Here is a 22,376-nt window from a genome sequence, read left to right as displayed (position 1 = left end):
GCCTACAATGCGCCGATGAAGATCGCCTCCTGGAACGTGAACTCGCTGAAGGTGCGCCTGCCGCAGCTGACCCAGTGGATGGCCGAGGCGCAGCCGGACGTCGTGGCGCTGCAGGAAACCAAGCTGGAGGACGCGAAGTTCCCGGTCGACGAGCTGGCCGCGGCCGGCTACCGCGCGGTGTTCTCCGGGCAGAAGACCTACAACGGCGTGGCGATCCTCGCCCGTGGGCAAGCGCCCACCGATGTCGTGACCGACATCCCGGACCTGGACGATCCGCAGCGACGCATCCTGGCCGCCACCATCGGCGAGCTGCGCGTGATCGACCTGTACGTGGTCAACGGCAAGGCGGTGGGCGATCCGAAGTACGCCTACAAGCTCGACTGGCTGGCGAAGGTGCGCGAATTCATCGCGCGCGAACACGAGCGCCATCCGAACCTGGTCGTGCTGGGCGACTTCAACATCGCGCCGGACGACCGCGACGTGCACGACCCGGTCGCCTGGCGCGACTCGGTGCTGTGCTCGGTGCCCGAGCGCGAGGCGCTCGGCGCGATCACGGGCCTGGGCTTGCATGACAGCTTCCGCCTGTTCGAACAGGACGCCGGCCACCACAGTTGGTGGGACTACCGACAGGCCGCCTTCCGCCGCAACCTGGGCTTGCGCATCGACCTGATCCTGCTCGGCGATGCGTTGAAAGGCACCGCGCGCGCGGCCGGCATCGACCGCGTGCCGCGCAAGTGGGAACGCCCTTCCGATCACACCCCGGTGACGCTCGATCTGGATATCTGAGGAACGATGAACAGCACTCCGCCTGAAGAATGGCCCAGCTCCCTCACCGACGAGGAACTGGACGAACTTGACCGCTACCTGCGCGGCCATGCGGACGAAGGCCGCCTGCTGCTCGACGGCGTGCACGGCATGCTCTCGGCGATCGCCGTCGGCCCGCTCGAGGTGCTGCCCGACGAATGGCTGCCCGAGGTTCTGCACGATGCCTTTGCCGACGAGGCCGAGGGCAACCGCGTGCTCGAACTGCTGGCCAAGTTGAACGATTCGATCCGCGTCGAACTGGACGTGGATGCCTACGAGCCGATCCTGGGCGAAGTCGACACCGACACCGGCCCGGTGCTCTCCGCCGCCGGCTGGTGCGAAGGCTTCAGCCGCGGCATCGACCTGCGCGCCACGTTGTGGGAGAAGCGCCTGGCCGAGGATCCGCAGCTGATGGAAATGCTCGGGCCCGTGATGGCGCTGGCGGTGGACGAGGGCATCCTTTCGGCCGAGGCGGAGTTCGAAAAGCTAAGCGACGAGGAATACGACGAATGCCTGGCGCAGGTGGCGCCGGTGCTCGGTGCGGTCGACCACTACTGGCACGAGCATCCGGCCACCGAAGAGGAGCTGGCCGCGCTCACCCGCGCTCCCGCGCCGCCCGGCGAGGATGCGCCGCCGCCGCCGCGCCAGCGCAGCGGACACTGGGTGCATTGAACCGGCCAGGCCCGCAGCGCGCTTCTTCGTAGGATTCCGGCAAGGGACCGAGGCATGGCCAGGGATACGGCGCTTTACGAACCGATCAACACGCTCAAGCCCATCGCGCCCGGACTGTGGATCGTCGACGGCCCGATCGTGCGCATGGCCGCGCCGCTGGGCACCAGCGCGCCGTTTCCGACCCGCATGACCCTGGCGCGCCTGCCCGATGGCGCGCTGTGGTGCCACTCGCCGGTTGCGCCGGACGCGGCGCTGTTCGAGGCCGTCGACGCGCTCGGCCCGGTGCGCCACCTGGTCTCGCCGAACAAGCTGCATTACGCGCACATCGCCGCCTGGAAACTGCGCTACCCGCAGGCGATCGCATGGGCCTCGCCAGGCGTGCGCGAGCGCGCCGCGGGCCAGCGCATCGAGGTGCATTTCGACGCGGAGCTGGAGGACGCCGCGCCGCCGGCCTGGGCCGGCACGCTCGACCAGCTGCGTTTCAAGGGCAGCCGCGCCATCGAGGAGGTCGTGTTCCTGCATCGGCCGAGCGCCACGCTGATCCTTGCCGACCTGATCGAGAACTTCGAAGCCGACCGCCTCGCCACGCCGATGCGCTGGATCGCCCGGCTCGGCGGCGTGCTGGCGCCCGACGGAAAGATGCCGCTGGACATGCGCCTGACCTATCTGGGCCACAAGGCCGAAGCGCGCGCCTGCATCGAGCGCATGCTGGGCTGGCGGCCGCAGCGGATCGTGCTGGCGCACGGGCGCTGCTTCATGGAGCACGGCGAGGCCGAGCTGCGCCGTGCTTTCGCCTGGCTGAGCCCTTTGTAGGGGCCACCTGCAAGACGCTCCCGGCGAACAATCCGTTCACGCCGCCACGCTTGGCCGCGATCGCCGCCGGCCCCATGCTCGTGGACATCCTTCCACGCCGGAGGCGTTCCCATGAGCCAACGCACCATCAGCCGCCGCGTGCGCGGCATCGACACCAACGACGGCGCCGGGGTGAAGCTCAAGCGCATCATCGGCCAGCCCAACCTGGACATGCTCGATCCGTTCCTGCTGCTGGACGAGTTCCGCTCGGACCGGGCCGGCGACTACCTTGCCGGCTTCCCCGAGCACCCCCACCGCGGCTTCGAGACGGTCACCTACATGCTGGCCGGGCACATGCGCCACGGCGACAACCACGGCAACCAGGGCGACCTCGGTCCCGGCAGCGTGCAGTGGATGACCGCCGGCCGCGGCATCCTGCATTCGGAAATGCCGCAGCAGGAGAACGGCCTGATGTGGGGCTTCCAGCTGTGGGTGAACCTGCCCGCCGCCGACAAGATGACCGCGCCGCGCTACCAGGACATCGCGCCCGAGCGCATCGCCCGCGTCGAACCGGCGCCGGGCGTGCAGGCGCGGGTGATCGCCGGGCGGCTGGGCGAGGCGGTCGGCCCGGTGCAGGGCATTGCCACCGACCCGCTGTACCTGGACATCACGCTGGCCGCCGGCGCGCGCTTCGAACTGGACCTGCCCGAGGCGCACCACGCCTTCGCCTACGTGTTCGAGGGCGAGTCGGCCGAGGTCGGCGGCGAGCCGCTCTCGCGCGGCGAGCTGGCGGTGCTTTCGGAGGGCGACCGCCTGACCCTGGGCGCCGGCACCAGCGCCGCCCGGCTGCTGGTGGTCGCCGGGCGCCCGCTCAATGAAACCGTCGCGCGCTACGGGCCGTTCGTGATGAACACGCCAGCACAGATCCAGGAAGCCATTGCCGACTTTCGCGCCGGTCGGTTCTGAGGTCGCTGCCCACCGGCTTGTCGTGCAGGAGAGCCGGTGGGCTGAAGCCCACCCTTTCGGGCGCTACGGCGGCAGGGCTTGTTGCGCCAGGCCATCGAGCGCCCGTGCCACCGTCGCCTCGATCGTGCCGTTGGCGTCGACCCACAGTGCCCCCTCGTCGCTCCCCGGTTGCTCCAGCGTGGCGAGCTGGCTGCCGAGCAACGCCAGCGGCATGAAGTGTTCGCGCCCGCGCATGCGCCGCGCCAGCTCGTCGTGATCGACGTCCAGGTAGATGAACCGCACCGCTGGCCCGGCCTGCCGCAAGCGATCGCGGTAGGTCCGCTTGAGTGCGGAGCAGGCCACCACCGCGCTGCGACCGGCCACCAACTGCCGCTTCATCCAGGCGGCGATCGTGTCCAGCCAGGGGATTCGGTCGGAGTCCTCCAGCGGCACGCCTGCGCTCATCTTGACGACGTTGGCCGGCGGATGCAGGTCGTCGCCGTCCAGAAACGCGTAACCCAGCGCGTCAGCCAGCCGCCGGGCGATGGTGCTTTTGCCCGAGCCGGACACGCCCATCACCACCAGCATCACCGGATCGCTCATCGGTACCGGGCGGTGGCAAGCGGGAGAAATGTGCGTGCAGTCACGTTGCGGCACTCAAGCGGAGGAGCGGGCAGCCGATGTGCTGGGCGAGGAGTTAAAAAGCCATTAATCCTGCTTGGCACGAGCCACCCTAGCATCGGGCCCCTGCCAAGTCGTCCGCAACCCACCGGCCATCCGCCATGTTCGCGCTCCTGGTTTCCATCGCCCTTGTCTGCCTGCTGCTGGCCGTGCTGCGCCGGGTGCCGACGGGCCACGTGCAGGTCGTCCACCGCCGCGGTCACCCACCGCGCCTGCTCGAACCGGGCCTGCACCTGCTGTGGCCGGGCCTGGACCGGGCCGGGCACCGCATCGACCTGACCGGCCAGATCCTGCAGTTCCAGGATGCGCTCGCCGATGCCCGTGGCGTCCGCGGCCGCGTCTACTGGCAGGTCTTGGAGCCGGAGCGGGTCGATCCGGTGATCGAGCAGGCGGCACAACTGATCCGAAAAAGCGCGCTGGAGGCCCTGCATGGCGAGCCCGAACCCGGTCCCGCCGACCAGCGTGCGCTGGGCAGCAGCCTCAAGCGCGCCTTGAACGGCATGTTGCGCGAAAGGGGCCTGATGGTCACCCGGGTGGAGCTGGAACTGGCCTGAGGCAGCCAACGCGCTGGCTTCGATGCGCGCGCGCGCGGATACTTCGCGGTCCTGCCCGCGCCCGGACCCGCCCATGAGCCCACGCCCCGCCCTGCAACACCGGCTCGAACAGGGCCTGGCGGCGATGGGCCTGGCGCTGCCGCCCGGCGCGGTCGAGCGGCTGCTCGACTACCAGGCGCTGCTCGAACGCTGGAACAGCGCCTACAACCTCACCGCCGTGCGCGACCCTGCCGAGATGGTCACCCGCCACCTGCTCGACTCGCTGGCGATCCTGCCCTACGTGCAGGGCGAGAGTCTCGCCGACCTGGGCACCGGCCCCGGCCTGCCCGGCATCCCGCTGGCGATCGCCGCCCCCGGGCGCGAGGTGCTGCTGGTCGACTCCAACGGCAAGAAGGTGCGCTTCCTGCGCGAGGCCATCCGCTCGCTCAGGCTCGAGGGGGTGCGCGCCGTGCAGTCGCGGGTGGAGGAGGTCGAGGGGCGCTTCGACTGCGTTACCGCGCGTGCCTTCGCCAGCCTGGCGGACATGCTCGCCTGGGGCGGCCACCTGCTTGCCCCGTCCGGCCGCTGGCTGGCGATGAAGGGCAGGGCGCCGGCCGACGAGATCGCCGCGCTGCCGCCCGGCTTCGCCGTCCAGGCCACGCACGCGCTGGCGGTGCCCGGCCTGGACGCCGAGCGCAGCCTGGTCGTGATCCACCGTACCGGGGCCGATGGATCAGGCTCCGGCGCGCCCTGCTAATCTACCCGTCCTTTGTTGCAAGTTAAGACGACCATGGCCCGCATCATCGCTGTCGCCAACCAGAAGGGCGGCGTCGGCAAGACCACCACGGCGGTCAACCTCGCTGCGGCCCTGGCGGCCGCCAAGCGCAAGGTGCTGCTGGTCGACCTCGACCCGCAGGGCAACGCCACCATGGCCTCGGGCGTGGACAAGCGCGAGGCCAAGCCCAATGGCTGCGAGGTGCTGCTGGACGAATCGCCGATCGAGCGCGCCATCGTCAGCACCGAAGGCCACTACGACCTGCTCCCCGGCAATGGCGACCTGACCGCCGCCGAGCTCAAGCTGATGGACGCGATCGCCCGCGAAAGCCGGCTCAAGGAACAGCTGGCCAAGGTCAGCGACAAGTACCAGACCATCCTGATCGACTGCCCGCCCTCGCTGCACCTGCTCACGCTCAACGCGCTGACCGCGGCCGATGGGGTGCTGGTGCCGGTGCAGTGCGAATACTTCGCGCTGGAAGGGCTCTCAAGCCTGCTCGACACGGTCAAGGCGGTGCGCCAGCGGCTGAACCCGAAGCTGGAGATCGAGGGCCTGCTGCGCACCATGTACGACGTGCGCAACAACCTTGGCAACGAGGTCTCGGCGCAGCTGACCCAGCACTTCGGCGACAAGGTGCTGCGCTCGATCATCCCGCGCAACGTGCGCCTGGCCGAGGCGCCCAGCCACGGCCAGCCGATCCACCTGTACGACCGCAGCTCGCGCGGCGCGATCGCCTACATCGGCCTGGCTGGCGAGATCATCCGCCGCGAACGCGGCGCACAGGCGGCCGTGGCCGCGCTCAACGACATGCACGACACCGGCGAGACGCTCGACGCGGCCGCCGACATCCACCAGGAGTAACCATGGCCGCCGCGAAGAAACGGGGACTCGGCCGCGGGCTGGACGCGCTGCTCGGCGGCGACGGCGCCGGCGCCGCGTCGCCGCTGGAACAGGAAGGCGAGCTGCGCAGCCTGCCGATCCAGCAGATCCAGCCGGGCAAGTACCAGCCGCGCCGGCACTGGAATGAAGAGGCGCTGGACGAACTGGCCGCCTCGATCAAGGCGCAGGGCCTGATCCAGCCGGTGGTGGTGCGCGCCATCGGCAGCAACAGCTACGAGCTGATCGCCGGCGAACGCCGCTGGCGCGCGGCCCAGCGCGCGCAGATGAGCGACATCCCGGCGCTGGTCAAGACGGTCGACGAGGCCGCCGTGCCGGCGATGGCGCTGATCGAGAACATCCAGCGCCAGGACCTCACCCCGCTGGAAGAGGCCGACGCACTCAAGCGGCTGATCGACGACTTCGACCTCACCCACCAGCAGGCCGCCGACGCGGTCGGCCGCTCGCGCGCGGCGGTGTCCAACCTGCTGCGCCTGATCGACCTGCCCGCCCCGATCAAGAAACTGCTGGACGAGAGCAAGCTGGAGATGGGCCACGCCCGCTGCCTGCTCACGCTGGACGAGGGCATTGCAGTGCCGCTGGCACGCCAGGCCTCGACGCTGGGCTGGAGCGTGCGCGAACTGGAAGAAGCCGCGCGTCGCGCGCAGGCCGCGCCCAAGGGCAAGGCCAAGGCCAGCCCGCGCGATCCCAACATCGATGCGCTGGAGCGCGAGCTGGGCGAACGCTTCGCCGCCCGCGTGGAGCTGGCCCAGGGTCGCGGCGGGCGCGGCAAGCTGGTGATCCACTACCACAGCAACGACGAGCTGGACGGCATTCTCGGCAAGCTGCGCTAGCGCGGCTCATCCAGGAGCGCACCCTCTGCGCGACCGGGATGCATGGCGGTCGCGGACAGGGTGCGCTCCTACAGAAGGCTGCCAGGCGCTTGTTCCGCAGCCTGCGCCGTCGGCGCGCATCGGCGATAATCGCCGCCCAATCGTTCCCCGGACTGGCCCCATGCCCGAGCTTTCCGTCGTCGTGCCCGTGTTCAACGAGCGCGACAACATCCCGCCGCTGCTCGCCGAAATCGCCACCGCGCTGCGCGGCAAGGCGGATTTCGAGATCGTCTACGTGGACGACGATTCCACCGACGACAGCCGCGCCGTGCTGGCCGCGCAGAAGGCCAGCTACCCGGAGCTGCGCGTGCTGCACCATGTCAGCCGCAGCGGCCAGAGCACGGCGGTGTCCAACGGCGTGCGCGCCGCGCGCGGCAGCTGGATCGCCACGCTCGATGGCGACGGTCAGAACGATCCGGCCGACATTCCGCGACTGCTCGATGCGCGCAGGGACGCGCCGCCCGAGGTGAAGCTGTTCGCCGGCTGGCGCACCACGCGCCGCGACAGCTTCAACAAGCGCATCTCCTCGAAGATCGCCAACGCGGTGCGCTCACGCATGCTCAAGGACGCCACGCCCGACACCGGCTGCGGCCTGAAGCTGTTCGAGCGCGAGACCTTCCTGCGCCTGCCCTACTTCGACCACATGCACCGCTACCTGCCGGCGCTGGTACGTCGCGCCGGCTTCGAGAGCCGCAGCGTGCCGGTCGGGCATCGACCGCGTACCGCCGGCACCTCCAAGTACGGCATGCTCGACCGCCTGTGGGTCGGCCTGGCCGACCTGCGCGGCGTGGCCTGGCTGATGCGCCGCGCCAAGATCACCCGCGTCGAGGAGCTCTAGGCCCGGGGTCACAGGATGGGCTTCGGCCCACGCCCCAACCGCCACCGGAGCCGGTGGTCGAAAGCCCACCGCCCTACGGGTCTTTCACCCGCGGGGCGTAAGCTTGGGGCAGGTTTCCTTCCAAGGGGGACACCATGAGCCTGGCCGTCAAACGCGTCTACGATCCGCCCTCGCCGAAGGACGGCTACCGCGTGCTGGTCGACCGCCTGTGGCCGCGCGGGTTGAAGAAGGCCGACGCGGCGCTCGACCTGTGGGCGAAGGAGGTCGGCCCTTCGCGCGAGCTGCGCGAATGGTTCGGCCACGAGCCGACGCGCTGGGAGGGCTTTCGCCACCGCTACGCGGGCGAACTCGATACCGTCCCGGAAAGCTGGCACGCGCTGGCCGAGAAAGCCCGCCGCCATCCGGTGACCCTGCTGTTCGGCGCGCGCGACGAGGAGCACAACAACGCCGTGGCGTTGAAGACGTACCTGGAAACCTACCTCGCCGCGCACGGCCCGCATTGAACGTCAGGCAGGCGCGCGCTCCGTCGCGTGCGCCGAAAAGCGCAGCCGGTACCTGCCGCTGTCGCCCACAAACCCGCAAAAGCTGCCAGATCGGCGCCCGCAGGCGCGTTGCCTCAACCCTCGGGTCGCCAGCGCTCCAGCGCCTCGCGGGTGCGCGTCCGCCCCAGCTCGATCAGCTCGGTGGCGCGGTAGAACTCATAGGTGGCCGCGGCATCGCGCGGAATCTCGATCAGCAAGTCGGGTTCGTACGCGGCGAGGCGCAGCCGCGAAAGGTTCGACTGCATCAGGTCCATCGCCTGGTTCAGCAGGGCCAGTGCGCCGGGCTCGTGCACGCGCGCGGGTTTGTCCTCGCGGTGCGAGAGCAGCCGGCCGAGCCAGCCGGATTCCTCGTCCGGACCTGCATCCGGATCGGCCCTGGCATTGCGCTCGGGGGCCAGCATGCTGGCGCGGCCATCGAGGCTGATCGCGAAGAGGACCTCCGCGCGCTCGCGGATCAGCGGCGTCACCGGCACCGGGTTGAGCAACGCACCGTCGACCAGACGGCGACCGTCGATGGTGTGTGGACGGAAGATGGTGGGAATCGCGATCGACGCGCGAATCGCGTCGAACAGCTGGCCGCGGGTCAGCCAGACCTCGCGTTCGCGGTCGATGTCGGTAGCCACGGCGGTATAGGCCAGCGGCAGGTCCTCGATGCGCGCGTCGCCGATCAGCTCGCGCAAGGTCTCGATGATCTTCTCGCCCTTGATCAGCCCGCCGCGAAAGGTCCAGTCGACCAGCCGCAGCACGTCGAAGCGGGCCAGCTTGCAGACCCAGTCGCGGTAGACCGGAAGCTTGCCCATCGCATAGATGCCGCCGATCAGCGCGCCCATCGAGGTGCCGGCGATCGCGCCGATCGCGTACCCCTGGCGCTCGATCTCCTCGATCACGCCGATGTGCGCCAGCCCCTTGGCGCCGCCGGCGCCAAGCGCCAGTGCGACGGTCGGTTTGCGCGGGGCATCCGCGGAAGCGGGCTGGCTCATGCGGTAGCCTGTGAAGGGCGAGTCCTCACGATACGTTAGCGTGGGGCTGTGGTGAAGTCTGCGTCCGGACGTCAGCGGTCGCGACCGTTATGATGGTCCTTCGGCGTCCGCGCCATTGACCAGGCAGCCCAAAGGAACCATGCCAGCCAATACCCGCCTGCACGCCCGGCCCTGCCCATCGGCCCCGCGCCGCCCCGCACGCCGCCGGGGAGCCCGCGCATGAGCTGGCAGGCCTGGGCCACGGTGGCGATCATCGTGGGTGCGATGGCGCTGTTCGCCAGCGAAAAGGTGCGCATCGACCTGGTCGCGTTGCTGGCGCTGGCGGCGCTGGTGGTGCTGCATATCGTCACCCCCGAGGAAGCGCTGTCCGGCTTCAGCAACGAGGCGACCGTGACCGTGGCGGCGATGTTCGCGCTGAGCCTGGGCATCGAGCGCTCCGGCGCACTGGAGCCGCTGACGCGCCTGTTGATGCGCATCCGCAAGCCCTGGCTGCTGACCCTGGCGATGATGCTGGCGATCGCTCCGTTGGGAGCGTTCGTGAAGAACATCGCGCTGGTCGCCACCTTCCTGCCGCTGGCGCTGCGCGTGTGCCAGCGCACCGGTACCTCGCCGGCGCGCGTGCTGATGCCGATGGCCTACGCCGCGCAGATGGGCGGCGTGTGCACGCTGATCGGTACCTCTTCCAACCTGCTCACCGACAGCCTGGCGCAGAAGCACGGCCTGCCGCCGTTCGGCGTGTTCGAGTTCACCAAGCTGGGCGCGCTGCTGGCGGTGGCCGGCATGGCCTACCTGATGCTGATCGGGCGCAAGCTGCTGCCCAAGCACATCGACGCGGCGCTGCCCGAGGGTGGCGAGGTCGGCAAATACGTCACCGAACTGGTGGTGGGCGAGGACTCGCCGCTGCTGGGCAAGCGCATCGCCGATGCGCAACTGGGCGACAAGTACGGCGTCTATCCGCTGGAACTTCTGCGCGGCGAGCGGCGCATGTGGTCCCCGCGCGAGCAACAGCTCGCCGTCGGCGACGTGCTGCTGGTGCGCGGCGACTGGGAGAAGATCGAGGATTTCCAGCGCCGCACGCGCCTGCGCAACGCCCCCGAGCAGCACTACGCGCGCGAGGACGACCGCACCCGCGTGCTGGCCGAGTTGATGGTCGCGCCGGGCAGCCCGGCCGAAGGACGGCGGCTGTCCGAGTTGGGCCTGGACTGGCGCTACCGCGCCACCGTGCTGGCGGTGCACCGCCGCGGCCAGGTACTGCGCGACAAGCTGAGCAATACCGACCTGGCGGTCGGCGACGTGCTGCTGGCGCTGGTCGACGAGGGCGGCATGCCCAAGCTGCGCACCGACGATGCGTTCATCGTGCTCAGCGAACGTGACGACGCGCGCGGCAGCATGCGCAAGGCGTGGATCGCCGCGGCGATCATGGCCGCCGTGGTGATCACCTCGGGCATGCACTGGCTGCCGATCCCGATCGCCGCGCTGTGCGGCGCGACCGCGATGGCGCTGACCGGCTGCTTCGGCCGCAAGGACATCTACGAAGGGATGGACTGGAAGATCATCATCCTGCTCGGCGCGATCCTGCCGCTGGGACTGGCGATCGAGAAGACCGGCCTGTCGACCGTGGTAGTGCAGGGCGCGATGGGGCTGGTCGGCAGCCATGGCCCGTTGGCCGCGCTGCTGATGGTTTACCTGTTGACCGCACTGCTCACCGAACTGATGGGACACAACCCCTCGGTGGTGCTGATGGTCAGCATCGCGGTCACCGTGGCGCACGCCGCGCATGCCGATCCGCGTCCGTTCGTGGTGGCGGTGGCGTTTGCCGCGGCGACCTCGTTCGCCACGCCGGTGGGCTATCCGACCAACACGATGGTGTATTACGCCGGCGGCTACCGCTTCACCGACTTCATGAAGGTCGGCATCCCGTTGATCGCGCTGTTCTGCACGCTGTCGATGTGGCTGATCCCGCAGTTCTGGCCGTTCCATCCCTGACGGCCGACAACTGGTAGTCGTTCGGGACCGGGAGCCAGGCGACGTACGCTTTGGCCCCTCTCCCGCGGGAGGGGGGGCAGCCGCGCTAGCGCGCTCCTTGTTGGTAGGCGCCCAGCGCCATGTGCAGCAGGCTCTTCATCTCTTCGCGCAGCGGCAGCGGTGCCACCACTTCGGCGTCCGGTCCGTACTTGAGCACGTCCATCAGCAGTTCGCGCGACTTCGAGTACGGCACCTTCAGTTCGTAGCGCCCGTCCGGCAGCCAGTCGCCCTTCTGCTGCGAATGCCAGTGTTCATCGGCTACCCAGCGCGCGGCGTGCGCGGAAAAGCGGATCGTGGCCCATGCCTTCGGCTTGCCGGCGAAAATGCCGTAGCTGGAGGCGAGCAGTTCGTTGAGGTCGGTTTCCGGCACGTCGATCGCCGGCTCGTCCAGCGCGTGCGCCTCGCGGATGCGATCCACCGCAAAGCTGCGCAGCGCCTCGCGATCGTGATCCCACACGTCCAGATACCAGTTGTCGCGGTAGTGCGTCAGCCGCTGCGGGGAGACGGTGCGCTTGCTGTCCGAATCGGTGGTGCGCGCGCGATAGGAAAAGCGCACGCGACTGCGTTCGAGCACCGCGCCGGCGGTCACGCGGAACACCTGCTGGTCGAGCTTGCGCTCGCCCCAGGGGATCACGCGGATGCGCTCGATCGGCAGTGCCCTGGCCTTCTCCTGCCCGGTGAGCAGGCGCTCGATGCGCGCCTTGAACGGTGCCAGCGCGCCGGCCAGCACACCGGGGCCGGAGCGGCCGATCAGTTCGTTGAGCGCCAGCAGCGCGGCCAGTTCGTCGGAGGTCAGCCACAGCCCCGGCAGCTCGAAGCGCTCGCCCTCGCCCACCTCGTAGCGGAACGCGGCCTGATCGGTGCCGGCGCTTTCGATCGGCGCGCCCAGACCGTCGCGCAGGAAGGCGATGTCGCGATAGAGCGTGGCTCGCGAACATTCCAGCTCGTCCATCAGCCGCGCCAGCGGGACCGGGTAATGTGCCGATTTGAGAACCCGGTGCAGGGTCAGAATGCGTTCGTAGCGATCCATGGCATACCGCTGGGGTGGGAGCTTTGTGTAGCATGGGTACGGCCCGCGGCGGCCGCAAGTCCGTCGCACGGCCCGGCACGAGAGCCGGGTCGCGGTTTTTCCCCAGCCGCCGAGCCTTCGATGTGATGCACTCATCCAGCGACATGCAGGCCTGTGTCTCCGCCACCGCGCGCGAGCACCCGCTGCCCCCTGCCTATCCGGCCTCGCTGCTGCGCACCCTGGCGCTGTCCGGCTACGGACTGTGGATGCTGCTGGGGCTGGCGCTGGCGCTGGGCATCTACCGTGGCGGGCGCAGCGAGGCGCTGCTGCCGCTGGCGCTGGGGGCGGCGTTCGTCAGTGCGGGCCTGGTGGTCGCCTGCCTGCACCTGCGCGGGCTGTCCGAGTGGCACGGATGGTTCCCCGCCCGGCGCAGCCGACCCACGCGCGAGGCATTGCTGGCGCTGGCGGCGTACCTGCCGATGCTGGCGGTGGCCGGCCTGGTGCGCGGCGAGAACACGTTCTGGGCGACCCGCACGGCTGGCGCGGCGCTGGCGCTATGCAGCGCCGCAAGCCTCGTCTACACGGTACACAGCTATCGCCGCCGCCTGTCGGACGGCGTGGCGCGCTGTTCCGCGCAACTGCCGGTGAGCCGGGTGGTGGCGTCCTGGTACACGGGCGGGCTGTGGCTGTGGTTGTGCCTGGCCGCGCAGGATGGCGCAGTGCACCCGGCCGGCACGCGGCCATGGATCATGGTGTTGCTGGTGCTCGCGCTGCTGCTGGGATTGATCGAGGGGCTGCGCTGGCAGGCGCTCAGCCCGGCAGGGGGGCGCTTGCCGCCGCAACGCATGCGCGGACGTTCCGCGCGCTTCATCGCGGCCTTGCTCACTTACGCGGTGCCCAGCCTGGCCTTGCTGGTGGTGGATCTGTCCGACGCGGGCGTGGCGCTGGTGGCGCTGGCTGCCGCCAGTTGCCTGCTGGGCCGCACCATCGAGCAACGCGCCTATGAGGCTGCGCTGGCGCGACTGTGCCGGGCCGACGCTGCGCGCGTCCGGGACCGGTAACGATGCACGCCGGATCCGCGCGTATTCACTGCTAGTTCAATCCGCCGCATTAAGGTGGCGGGCTCCCTGTTCGCCCCATTCATGGATCACCCGATGACCAAGACCCTGATCGCAGCCGCGTGCCTGTTCGCCTTCGCCGGCGTGGTGCAGGCGCAGGATGCCGACACCGACACGAGCACCGACAACGGCGGCTGGACCGGCTCGGGCGAGTTCGGCTTCGCCTCGGCGCGCGGCAACTCGCGCACCGAGAACGTCAACGCCAAGCTCGGCCTGAACCAGGAAAACGAGTACTGGAAGAACAATTTCTTCCTGAACGGCATGCGTTCGAAGGGCGAAGTGACAGTGCTCGACGCCAGCGGCAACACGGTCGATCGCTTCACCACCACCGCCAACCGCTACGACGGTGGCGCCTCGGTCGGTTACAAGCTCGATCCGCGCAGCTACATCGTCGGCGCGGGCCGCTACGAGCACGACGACTTCGGCGCCAACCTGTGGCAGGGCATCGTCTCGCTGGGCTATGGGTACATCGCGCTCAAGAACGAGCGCACGGAGCTGTCCTTCGAAATCGGTCCCGGTTACAAGCGCTACCGCCCGGCCGACACCACCGTGCTGGTCAACGGCGTGGCGACCGACATGCGCCAGCCCACCGAAAGCGAACTGGTCGGCCGTGGCCTGATCAACTTCAAATACCGCCTGACCGACAACACCGCCTTCGAGGACACGCTGCTGGTCGAAGCGGGCTCGAAGAACAAGTACTACCAGAACGACGCGGGCCTGTCGGTCAGCATGACCAAGAAGCTGGCGCTCAAGCTGGGCTTCCAGGTGCGCTACAACTCCGACACGCAGCCGGGCACGCAGAGCACCGACACGCTGACCACGACCAACCTGGTCTACAACTTCTAGCTTCAATAAAAGCTGTCGCGGCGCGAAGCGCCTCGTTTGCTTCCTCTCCCTTCGAGGAGAGGATTGAGGTGAGGGGCCAATCTTGCGGGGGACAACTAAGTGCTTGGTTCCCGAGCCGACACTCCCGCGAGCCCCGCCCCTCATCCCGGCCTTCTCCCCGCAGGGAGAAGGATCAAAGCATTAGCCCAGCATGTCGCCCGCACCCTGCGCCAGCAACGCATCGGCCACCGCGCGACCGAGCACCTCCGGCCGGTCGACTGGACCGCTCGCCTCCGCCCGCACTAACTGTCCGCTGGCGGCATCACCGACCAGCCCGCGCAGATGCAGGCCGCGCTCGCCCAGCACGCACCAGGCCGCCACCGGCACCGTGCAGCTGCCGCCGAGCGCATGGTTCATCGCGCGCTCGGCGCTGACGGTCACGCGCGTGTCGGCATCGTCCAGTGCCGCCAGCAGCGCCAGCACGGCCGGCTGGTCAGCGCGCGCCTCGATCGCGATCGCTGCCTGGCCCGGTGCCGGCAGCCAGTCCGGCGCGGCCAGCCGCTGGCGGATGCGCGCTGCCAGGCCCAGCCGCTCGAGCCCGGCACAGGCCAGCACGATGGCGTCGTAGTCGCCGGCGTCGAGCTTGGCCAGGCGGGTGTTGACGTTGCCGCGCAGGTCGAGCAGCTCCAGATCCGGCCGCGTCGCGCGCAGCTGCGCCTGCCGGCGCAGCGAGGAGGTGCCCACGCGGGCGCCGTGGGGCAGCGCATCCAGCGTGGCGTGGTCGTTGCTGACGAACGCATCGGCCGCGTCGGCGCGCGGCAGCATCGCCGGCAGCACGAAGCCCGGTTCCAGCTCGGCCGGCACGTCCTTGAGCGAGTGCACCGCCAGGTCCGCGCGGCCTTCCAGCATCGCCACTTCCAGCTCTTTCAGGAACAGCCCCTTGCCGCCGATGGTGGCAAGCGGGCGGTCGGCAATTTCGTCGCCGCGGGTGGTCATCGGCACCAGTTCGACGGCCAGGCCCGGGTGCTCGGCGCGCAACCGCGCGGCGACGTGCTCGGCCTGCCACAGCGCGAGGGCGCTCTTGCGGGTGGCGATGCGCAGGATGGAAGGCTGCATGGGAACTCCGGCGATGACGCTGAACGCCTATTGTCGCCGCAATCGCCACATCGCGCGTGCGGCGTGGCGACCCAGGCCGCAAAGCCTGCACGCGAGCCACCTGCTTCGCGCAGGGCCGTGGGCCCACCGTGCCGACGAATCGTCGAAGAGGCAATCGACGCAGCGGGCCCGCCCCGACCATCTTCATTGGCGGGACCTCTAGCCCGTGCGCAGCAGCTTGCGCACCGCCGGCAGGTTGCGCCGGCTCACCTCGGGGCTGAACTCGGTGCCGGCCAGCCGTGCCAGCACGCGGCCGTCGGCGAGGGTCTTCAGCCCCAGCAGCCGCGGAGCCGGCACCAGGCAGTTGCGGTGCAGGCGTACCAGTTGGGTGGGGTGCTCCTCCTCCAGCTGGCGCAGCGACTCCTCGATCAGCAGCTCGCCGCCGGCATGGCGCACGACCACGTATTTTTCCTCGGCGAGCAGACACACCACCTCGGTCAGCGCGATGCGCACCTGTTCGCCGCGCAGCCGGCCGCGCAGGTAGCCGACCGGTTCGGCCGGCACCGCGGCAAGGCGCTGGCGGGCGCGCTGCAGGGCTTCGCGCAGGCGCTCCAGCCGCACCGGCTTGAGCAGGTAGTCGACCGCGCCCAGCTCGAACGCGGTCAGCGCGTGGTTTTCGTACGCCGTGCAGAACACCACCTGCGGACGCGCGTGCCCGGCCAGCCGCGCGGCCAGCGCGGCGCCGTCCAGGCCCGGCATATTGATGTCCAGCAGCAGCAGGTCCGGTTGCGTTTCGCCGATGGCCGCCAGCGCGGCTTCGCCGTCGGCCACGCTGCCGGCGACCACCACGCCATCGCACTCGCCCAGCAGCGCGGCCAGGCGCGCGCGCGCCAATGGCTCGTCGTCGACGATCAGCACGCGCATCAGGCGAACTCCCCCGGTGGCGGATCGAGCGGCAGGCGCAGGCGCACCACGAATCGGTCCGCGTCCGGCCCGGCGTCGACCGCCGCGCGCGCGCCATAGCGGTAGGCCACGCGTTGGCGCACGTTGGTCAAGCCGTGGCCGTGGCCGGGCGTGGTCGGCGCATTCGACAGCGGGTTGCTGATGTCGATCAGCAACACGCGACCGTCCACCGCGCCGCGCAGCACGATCTCGCCGCCCTCGCGCCGCGGCTGGATGCCGTGGCGCACGGCGTTCTCCACCAGCGGCTGCAGCAGCAATCGCGGCAGCGGATAGTCCATTGGCAACCCGTCGAGTTCGCGGCGCACGCGCAGGCGCTCGCCCAGGCGCAGCTGCTCGATGGCGAGGTAGCGCTCGACCAGCGCGAGCTCTTCGCCCAGCGTGCCGTCGCGGCTGCCCGACTGGCCAAGCGCGGCGCGGAACAGTTCGCAAAGATCCTCGATGGTGCGCTCGGCCGCGGCCGGGTCGACCCGCACCAGCGCGGCCACGGTGTTCATGCTGTTGAACAGGAAGTGCGGGCGGATGCGCGCCTGCAGCGCATCGACCTGCGCGTGCGCGACCGCGGCCAGCCGCGCCTGCCACTGCGCCAGCACGTAGAAGTAGCGCAGCATCGCCGCGCCCAGCAAAGCGGCGATCAGCAGGTTGTCGCGCACGAAGGCCGCCGGCGCGCCGTGCACCAGGCTCAGTTGCAGGGCCAGGTCCATCCATCGGGCCAGCGCGCTGGCCAGCGCCACCACCAGCTCGATCAGCAGCCACACCCCGGCATAGGGCATCCAGCCGCCCAGACGCTGCAGCCACGGCCGCGCGTAGCACAGCGCCAGCGCGATCAGCATCGACAGCCAGGTCACGAACAGCATGCCGACGCTGTAACCGCGCCAGCCGCGGGTGTTGTCCGGCGCCAGCCACATCAGCGTGACAGTGAGCGCACCGACCGCGAACAGCGCGGCGACCGCCGGCAGGCGGCAGAAGTCGGGCAGCGGCGTGGTGGGGCGGGCGGGCTGGGCGCTCATGCGGATCAGTATGCCGGCATTTGCCTGTCCTCCCGCCATGGCGTGGGCGGCCAAATCCCGGTGTGCCGGGGTTCGAAGCGAGCGCGGCTCCTCCCCTCAACCCTTTGGCGGAGGGAGTCGGAAGCTACCCGAGGCGATCGGTGAGCCAGTGGCGCAGGTCGGTGATCTCCTCGGCGCAGACCGAGTGCGGCATGGGGTAAGTGTGCCAGTCGATCGTATAGCCCAACCCTGCCAGCAACGTGCGCGAATCGATGCCACGCTGCAGCGCCACGATCGGGTCGGCGTTGCCGTGGCCCCAGAAGATCGGTACCCGCGCGTTGGCAGCGCTGCGCTCGGGCGCCAGCGTGGCGCTGATCGGCAGGTATGTGGAGAGCGCCACGATGCCGGCCAGCGGCTGCGCATGGCGCAACCCGGCAGCCAGTGCGATGGCGCCGCCCTGCGAGAAGCCGGCCAGCACGATCCGCTCGCTCGGCACGCCGCGCTCGTGCTCGCGCGCGATCAGCGCCTCCACCGCCCCGATCGCGCGACGGATGCCGGCCTCGTCCTGCGGCGCGCGTGCGTCGAAACCGAAGATGTCGTACCAGGCGCGCATCGGCATGCCGCCGTTGACGCTGACCGGCTGCACCGGCGCATGCGGGAACACGAAGCGCAGCGCCGGCCAGGTCCGATCGACGAGCTCGGGCACGATCGGCGCGAAGTCGTTGCCGTCGGCGCCCAGCCCGTGCAGCCAGATCACGCTGTGGCGGGGCTCCGGGCCGGTTTCGTGTTCGACGCTGGGGAGCAGGTTCATGGGCGTTCCAGTGGTGTGCGCAAGTCGATCAGTTTCGCCCATGGCTCGTGCGACCGCCAACGCGCGCGGCCTTCGCCGGGACTTGTGGCGCTTGCGGGACAGGCAGGCTTGGCTATGCTCGGATGCTTTGCCACTAGCGGAGCGCTTCCATGCGTCGACTTCTCCTGGCGGGCCTGGCCGCCTTTACCGCGCTGCCGGCGCTGGCGGCCGCGCCGGCCGCGCCGCTGGATCTGGAAACGATCATGGCCAATCCCGACTGGATCGGGCAGGCGGTGGAGGCACCGTACTGGAGCGCCGACGGGCAGGCGATCTATTACCGGCTCAAGCGTGACGGCAGCGAGGTGCGCGACCTGTATCGCGTGGATCCGGCGACCGGCCGCAGCGAGAAGCTCGACCCCGCCGGCGTGGCCAGCGCCGACGGTCCGTCGGTGTACGACCGCATGCACCGCTATGCCGCCTTCGTGCGCCACGGCGACGTATTCCTGCGCACGCTGGCCGACGGGCGCACCGCGCAGGTGACGCAGACCGTCGAGGATGAATCGGCGCCGCAGTTTTCCGCCGACAGCCGCGCGCTGCAGTACCGCTCCGGCGACGACTGGTACAGCTACGACCTGGCCCGCGGCGTCAGCACGCCGGTGGCCGTGCTGAAATTCGCCGACGACCCGGACGAGAAAGAGACCGGCGCGCTGGAGGACGAACAGCTCGAACTCTTCTCCACGTTGCGCCAGCTCAAGGCCGACAAGGACGCCGAAAAAGCCAACGCCAAGGCGCTGGCCGCGGCCGACCCGGGCCGCGCGCCGCAGCCGTTCTGGCTGGGCGACAAGATCGTGGCGGTCGACACCGAGCTCTCGCCGGACGCGCACTGGCTGCTGGTGGTCACGCGGCCCAAGGCCTACGAGGCGGGCCGCCAGCCCAAACTCACCCATTACGTCACCGACTCCGGCTACGCCGAGGGCGAGGACACGCACGTTTACGTCGGCCACAACGAACCGGCGGCGCAGTCGCTCATGTTGCTGGACCTGCGCGAGCACCGGCACTACGCCTTGCCGATCGAGAACCTCCCGGGCATCAAGGACGACCCGCTCGCGGCGATCCGCGCGCAGACCGTCGCGGCCCTGAAGAAGGCTGGCAAGGATGAGCAGGCCAAGGCGCTCAAGGCTCCCGACGTGCGCCCGGTGCGCATCGTCTCCAGCGCCGAGGACGGCGGTGGCGGCGGCATCGTGTGGAGCGCGGACGGCCGGAACCTGGCCATCCAGTTGCGCGCGATCGACAACAAGGATCGCTGGATCGCCAGCGTCGATTTCACGAACCACGCGCTGGTCAACCAGCACCGCCTGCACGACGACGCCTGGATCAACTGGAACTTCAACGATTTCGGCTGGCTGAAGGACGGCCGCACGCTCTGGTACCTCTCCGAGGAGAGCGGCTGGTCGCAGCTCTACGCCAAGCCGCTCGACGGCAAGACGAAAGCGTTGACGTCCGGCAAGTTCGAGGTCAGCCATCCGCAACTGTCGCAGGACGGGCAGTGGTTCTACCTGCGCACCAATCAGGTGGCGCCCTACGGCTATGACGTCTACCGCGTGCCGAGCGATGGTGGCGACCTCACTCGCGTCACGCGTTACCAGGGCATGGACGGTTTCGAGCTGTCGCCCGATGGCAGCCGCCTGGCAGTACTGCATTCCTCGGCCTACGTGCTCGACCAGCTGGCCGTACAGCCGGCCGCCGGCGGCACACCGCGCGAGCTGACCCACACGATGAAGAGTGCGTTCACCGCGCACGACTGGATCGCGCCGAAGATCGTCCAGGTGCCTTCCAGCCACGGCGCCGGCACCATCTACGCCAAGTACTACGGCCCCGCCACCGACAACGCCGAAACCAGGCCCGCGGTGATCTTCGTGCACGGCGCCGGCTACACACAGAACGTCATCGAGTCCTGGCCCTACTACTTCCGCGAGCAGATGTTCCACAACATGCTCGTGCAGAAGGGGTACGTGGTGCTGGACATGGACTACCGCGCCTCCGAGGGCTACGGCCGCGACTGGCGCGATGCGATCTACCGCCAGATGGGCCACCCGGAGCTCGAAGACCTGCTCGACGGCAAGGCGTGGCTGGTGAAGCATCACCACGTGGATCCCAAGCGCGTGGGTATCTATGGCGGCAGCTACGGCGGCTTCATGACCGAGATGGCGCTCTTGCGCGCGCCGGGCGAATTCGCCGCCGGCGCCGCGCTGCGCCCGGTCAGCGACTGGCGGCTGTACAACCACGAATACACCGCCAACATCCTCAACGCGCCCGAGCTCGATCCGCACGCCTACGCAATCAGTTCGCCGATCAACTTCGCCGATCAGCTGGCCGATCCGCTGCTGATTGAGCACGGCCTGATCGACGACAACGTGCTGGCGGCCGATTCGATCCGCCTGTACCAGCGCTTCATCGAGCTGCACAAGAAGAACTTCTGGATGTCGCTCTACCCGATGGAGCGGCACGGCTTCGTCCACGCGGATTCGTGGTACGACGAATACCGGCGCATCGACGAGCTGTTCGACACCTACCTCAAGCCGGCCAGGTAACGCGGATCAAAAAGCCCCTCTCCCGCGCGGGAGAGGGGCACAAGGACGCAACGTAGGGCTGGCTTCAGCCCACCGGCACTCCTCGCGAGAGAGGTAGACCCAAGCCCACCCCTGAGTCACGCCCAGGCGGCCATTAGCAGCAGCACGAAACCCGCCACCGCGATCAGCGCGTGCACCACCACCAGCCACTTGGGCAGCGGCAGCCGCTTCCAGTGGTAACCCAGGTTCATCACGCCGCCGCCGGCGGCCGCCAGCACGAACAGCAGCAGGGCGAGCTGCGCCAGCTGCGGCAGTCCCGTGGTGAAGTAGTCATAGACCAGCAACGTGACGGCCGCGCCGGCGATGAAACCGTGCCCCATGGCCAGCCAGGTCGGCGGGTGCGGCTTGCCGGCGAAGCGGATGCCGGCCATCAGCAGGCCGCCCAAGGCGGTGAGCGCCAGCAGCACCGCAGCGGTACGCATGCTCAACATCGGTTCCATGATCACGCTTCTGTGCGGGGGATCCGGCCGGATCGTCGATCCGCGTGCGTGATGCCGGTGTCAGCTGTTCAGGCCGGCAGCGTCGCCCCGTCGACCAGCTCGACCATGCGCATGAAGCAGGCGTCCGAGGCCGCGTCGGCCGGCACGAAGCAGAACACCGTGGCGCCGTCGGCCTGGCCGTCGCGGATCGGCAGGCGCGTCGAGTGCACGCAGAAATGGCCCAGGCGCGCGTCGTACAGCGGCAGCTCCAGCGCCGACAGCGGCGCGGTCTCCTGCTGTTCCCACAGTCCGGCGAACTCCGCGCTGGTCTGCACGAGCGCCTCGACCAGCGCGTCGAAGCGCGGGTCATCAGGGTGCGCGGCGTGGCTCATGCGGAAGATCGCCACCAGGTTGGCCGCGCTGCGCATGAAATGCGGCTGGTAGAGCACCCGCCGCGGCGGATGCATGAAGGCGTTCCAGACATGGTTGCGCGCGAACGGCCCGCGTACCGCCTCGAAGTCGAACAGGAAATCGGCGTAGCGGTTGTAGGCGAGCAGGTCGAACAGCGGATCGAGCACGAAGGCCGGACCCTGGTAGCGTTCGATCATGCCAAGGATGGGCGCCGGCACCAGGATCCGCGCGGGTGCCGGTTCGGGCCGCGCGAGCCCGGCCAGCGCGAACAGATAGGCCTCGTCGCTGGGCGACAACGCCAGCGCGCGGGCGATGCGCGCCAGCGCGGCGGCCGAGACGTTGATCTGCCGTCCCTGCTCCAGCCACGTGTACCAGGTGAGACCGACGTCGGCGAGCGCGGCCACTTCCTCCCGACGGAGGCCGGGCGTCAGCCGACGCTGCCCGCGCGGCAGGCCGACCGCTTCGGGCGCCAGCGCCGCGCGCCGCGCGCGCAGGAAGGCCTTCAACTCGATGCGTTGCATGCGCGTGCTCATCGTGAGCCCCGGGAGAGGACGGGTGGTAGTGGGGGTACCAGCAGTATCGGCTGCCTGCCCATGGTAACCGCCGCCGGCTAACGTTGCGTGCCGGCGCACGCGCCTCGTGCGCCGGCCCGTCGCGGACATCCCCATCCGCCGGCCGCACCGGACGCTGTCACGTTGCTGCCTGTTGGCACGTCCTACGTGCGAAGGGTCAGCCCTTCGGTTCAAGCGCTCGACCGGGGCCGTCCCGACAATG

The 22,376-nt window shown here is 69.7% G+C and carries 23 protein-coding genes; 14 read left to right on the top strand and 9 right to left on the bottom strand.

The features are described from left to right. The first annotated feature begins 15 nt into the window (after positions 1-15). From xth to ACFWZ4_RS07900, 4 genes are all read left to right on the top strand, one after another. Positions 16-786: an exodeoxyribonuclease III gene (gene xth / locus ACFWZ4_RS07915; RefSeq protein WP_439704176.1), complete on the top strand. Its 771-nt coding sequence runs from the start codon at positions 16-18 to the stop codon at positions 784-786. A 6-nt stretch (positions 787-792) separates the two neighbouring features. Further along, positions 793-1,476, top strand: coding sequence for a YecA family protein (locus tag ACFWZ4_RS07910; RefSeq protein ID WP_439704175.1), 684 nt, complete (start codon positions 793-795; stop codon positions 1,474-1,476). A 54-nt stretch (positions 1,477-1,530) separates the two neighbouring features. Further along, complete coding sequence (locus ACFWZ4_RS07905; RefSeq protein WP_439704174.1) at positions 1,531-2,289, top strand: DUF4336 domain-containing protein; 759 nt, start codon at positions 1,531-1,533, stop codon at positions 2,287-2,289. A gap of 111 nt (positions 2,290-2,400) precedes the next feature. Beyond that, entirely contained in the window at positions 2,401-3,234 is an 834-nt protein-coding gene (locus ACFWZ4_RS07900) for a pirin family protein (RefSeq protein WP_439704173.1), read from the top strand. A gap of 63 nt (positions 3,235-3,297) precedes the next feature. Here ACFWZ4_RS07900 and ACFWZ4_RS07895 read toward each other — a convergent pair whose 3' ends face one another. Next, on the bottom strand, positions 3,298-3,816 hold the full coding sequence (locus ACFWZ4_RS07895) for a gluconokinase (protein ID WP_439704172.1): 519 nt from the start codon (positions 3,814-3,816) through the stop codon (positions 3,298-3,300). 179 nt (positions 3,817-3,995) lie between these two features. Between ACFWZ4_RS07895 and ACFWZ4_RS07890 the strand changes: the two genes are divergently transcribed. The 6 genes from ACFWZ4_RS07890 to ACFWZ4_RS07865 all read left to right on the top strand — a co-directional run bounded on the left by ACFWZ4_RS07890 (position 3,996) and on the right by ACFWZ4_RS07865 (position 8,312). Then, entirely contained in the window at positions 3,996-4,448 is a 453-nt protein-coding gene (locus ACFWZ4_RS07890) for an SPFH domain-containing protein (RefSeq protein WP_439704171.1), read from the top strand. A gap of 73 nt (positions 4,449-4,521) precedes the next feature. Next, positions 4,522-5,184, top strand: coding sequence for a 16S rRNA (guanine(527)-N(7))-methyltransferase RsmG (rsmG, locus tag ACFWZ4_RS07885; RefSeq protein WP_439704170.1), 663 nt, complete (start codon positions 4,522-4,524; stop codon positions 5,182-5,184). 33 nt (positions 5,185-5,217) lie between these two features. Beyond that, positions 5,218-6,063 (top strand): ParA family protein, encoded by an 846-nt coding sequence (locus ACFWZ4_RS07880; RefSeq protein WP_439704169.1) that lies wholly within the window; start codon positions 5,218-5,220, stop codon positions 6,061-6,063. Positions 6,064-6,065: 2 nt separating this feature from the next. After that, on the top strand, positions 6,066-6,932 hold the full coding sequence (locus ACFWZ4_RS07875; protein WP_439704168.1) for a ParB/RepB/Spo0J family partition protein: 867 nt from the start codon (positions 6,066-6,068) through the stop codon (positions 6,930-6,932). A gap of 160 nt (positions 6,933-7,092) precedes the next feature. Further along, entirely contained in the window at positions 7,093-7,809 is a 717-nt protein-coding gene (locus ACFWZ4_RS07870) for a glycosyltransferase family 2 protein (protein ID WP_439704167.1), read from the top strand. Between the two features lie 134 nt (positions 7,810-7,943). Further along, entirely contained in the window at positions 7,944-8,312 is a 369-nt protein-coding gene (locus ACFWZ4_RS07865) for a DUF488 domain-containing protein (RefSeq protein ID WP_439704166.1), read from the top strand. 113 nt (positions 8,313-8,425) lie between these two features. On the opposite strand, the gene ACFWZ4_RS07860 is transcribed toward ACFWZ4_RS07865, so the two are convergent. Beyond that, on the bottom strand, positions 8,426-9,331 hold the full coding sequence (locus ACFWZ4_RS07860) for a patatin-like phospholipase family protein (protein WP_439704165.1): 906 nt from the start codon (positions 9,329-9,331) through the stop codon (positions 8,426-8,428). Positions 9,332-9,550: 219 nt separating this feature from the next. On the opposite strand from ACFWZ4_RS07860, the gene ACFWZ4_RS07855 reads away from it, so the two are divergent. Next, positions 9,551-11,317, top strand: a complete 1,767-nt coding sequence (locus tag ACFWZ4_RS07855; protein ID WP_439704164.1) for an SLC13 family permease — start codon at positions 9,551-9,553, stop codon at positions 11,315-11,317. A gap of 85 nt (positions 11,318-11,402) precedes the next feature. On the opposite strand, the gene ACFWZ4_RS07850 is transcribed toward ACFWZ4_RS07855, so the two are convergent. Beyond that, a complete protein-coding gene (locus ACFWZ4_RS07850; RefSeq protein WP_439704163.1) occupies positions 11,403-12,386 on the bottom strand; it encodes a helix-turn-helix transcriptional regulator in 984 nt (327 codons plus the stop codon). Positions 12,387-12,511: 125 nt separating this feature from the next. Here ACFWZ4_RS07850 and ACFWZ4_RS07845 point away from each other — a divergent pair, with 125 nt between their 5' ends. Both ACFWZ4_RS07845 and ACFWZ4_RS07840 read left to right on the top strand, forming a co-directional pair. Beyond that, positions 12,512-13,426, top strand: a complete 915-nt coding sequence (locus ACFWZ4_RS07845) for a hypothetical protein (RefSeq protein WP_439704162.1) — start codon at positions 12,512-12,514, stop codon at positions 13,424-13,426. Positions 13,427-13,519: 93 nt separating this feature from the next. Beyond that, positions 13,520-14,329, top strand: a complete 810-nt coding sequence (locus tag ACFWZ4_RS07840; RefSeq protein ID WP_439704161.1) for a DUF481 domain-containing protein — start codon at positions 13,520-13,522, stop codon at positions 14,327-14,329. A 180-nt stretch (positions 14,330-14,509) separates the two neighbouring features. On the opposite strand, the gene hemC is transcribed toward ACFWZ4_RS07840, so the two are convergent. The 4 genes from hemC to ACFWZ4_RS07820 form a co-directional block, all read right to left on the bottom strand. Then, the gene (hemC, locus tag ACFWZ4_RS07835) at positions 14,510-15,424 is read right to left on the bottom strand and encodes a hydroxymethylbilane synthase (RefSeq protein ID WP_439704160.1); all 915 of its coding nucleotides are present in this window, start codon (positions 15,422-15,424) and stop codon (positions 14,510-14,512) included. Between the two features lie 198 nt (positions 15,425-15,622). Beyond that, positions 15,623-16,327, bottom strand: a complete 705-nt coding sequence (locus ACFWZ4_RS07830) for a LytR/AlgR family response regulator transcription factor (RefSeq protein ID WP_439704159.1) — start codon at positions 16,325-16,327, stop codon at positions 15,623-15,625. Next, positions 16,327-17,373, bottom strand: coding sequence for a sensor histidine kinase (locus ACFWZ4_RS07825; protein WP_439704158.1), 1,047 nt, complete (start codon positions 17,371-17,373; stop codon positions 16,327-16,329). The genes ACFWZ4_RS07830 and ACFWZ4_RS07825 overlap by 1 nt, the downstream gene beginning before the upstream one ends. 124 nt (positions 17,374-17,497) lie before the next feature. After that, positions 17,498-18,163 carry an alpha/beta hydrolase gene (locus tag ACFWZ4_RS07820; protein WP_439704157.1) on the bottom strand — a complete coding sequence of 222 codons (666 nt, stop codon included), beginning with the start codon at positions 18,161-18,163 and terminating at the stop codon, positions 17,498-17,500. A 149-nt stretch (positions 18,164-18,312) separates the two neighbouring features. On the opposite strand from ACFWZ4_RS07820, the gene ACFWZ4_RS07815 reads away from it, so the two are divergent. Continuing rightward, complete coding sequence (locus tag ACFWZ4_RS07815; RefSeq protein ID WP_439704156.1) at positions 18,313-20,733, top strand: prolyl oligopeptidase family serine peptidase; 2,421 nt, start codon at positions 18,313-18,315, stop codon at positions 20,731-20,733. 116 nt (positions 20,734-20,849) lie between these two features. Here ACFWZ4_RS07815 and ACFWZ4_RS07810 read toward each other — a convergent pair whose 3' ends face one another. Beyond that, positions 20,850-21,212: a hypothetical protein gene (locus tag ACFWZ4_RS07810; RefSeq protein ID WP_439704155.1), complete on the bottom strand. Its 363-nt coding sequence runs from the start codon at positions 21,210-21,212 to the stop codon at positions 20,850-20,852. A 68-nt stretch (positions 21,213-21,280) separates the two neighbouring features. Next, the gene (locus ACFWZ4_RS07805; RefSeq protein ID WP_439704154.1) at positions 21,281-22,135 is read right to left on the bottom strand and encodes a helix-turn-helix transcriptional regulator; all 855 of its coding nucleotides are present in this window, start codon (positions 22,133-22,135) and stop codon (positions 21,281-21,283) included. Positions 22,136-22,376 lie beyond the last annotated feature (241 nt).

This window comes from Frateuria sp. GZRe12, assembly GCF_051900535.1.
Classification (GTDB): Bacteria; Pseudomonadota; Gammaproteobacteria; order Xanthomonadales; family Rhodanobacteraceae; genus Frateuria_A.
The sequence above is the reverse complement of the archived record's forward strand: the minus strand, read 5'-3'. Positions and strand labels throughout refer to the sequence as shown.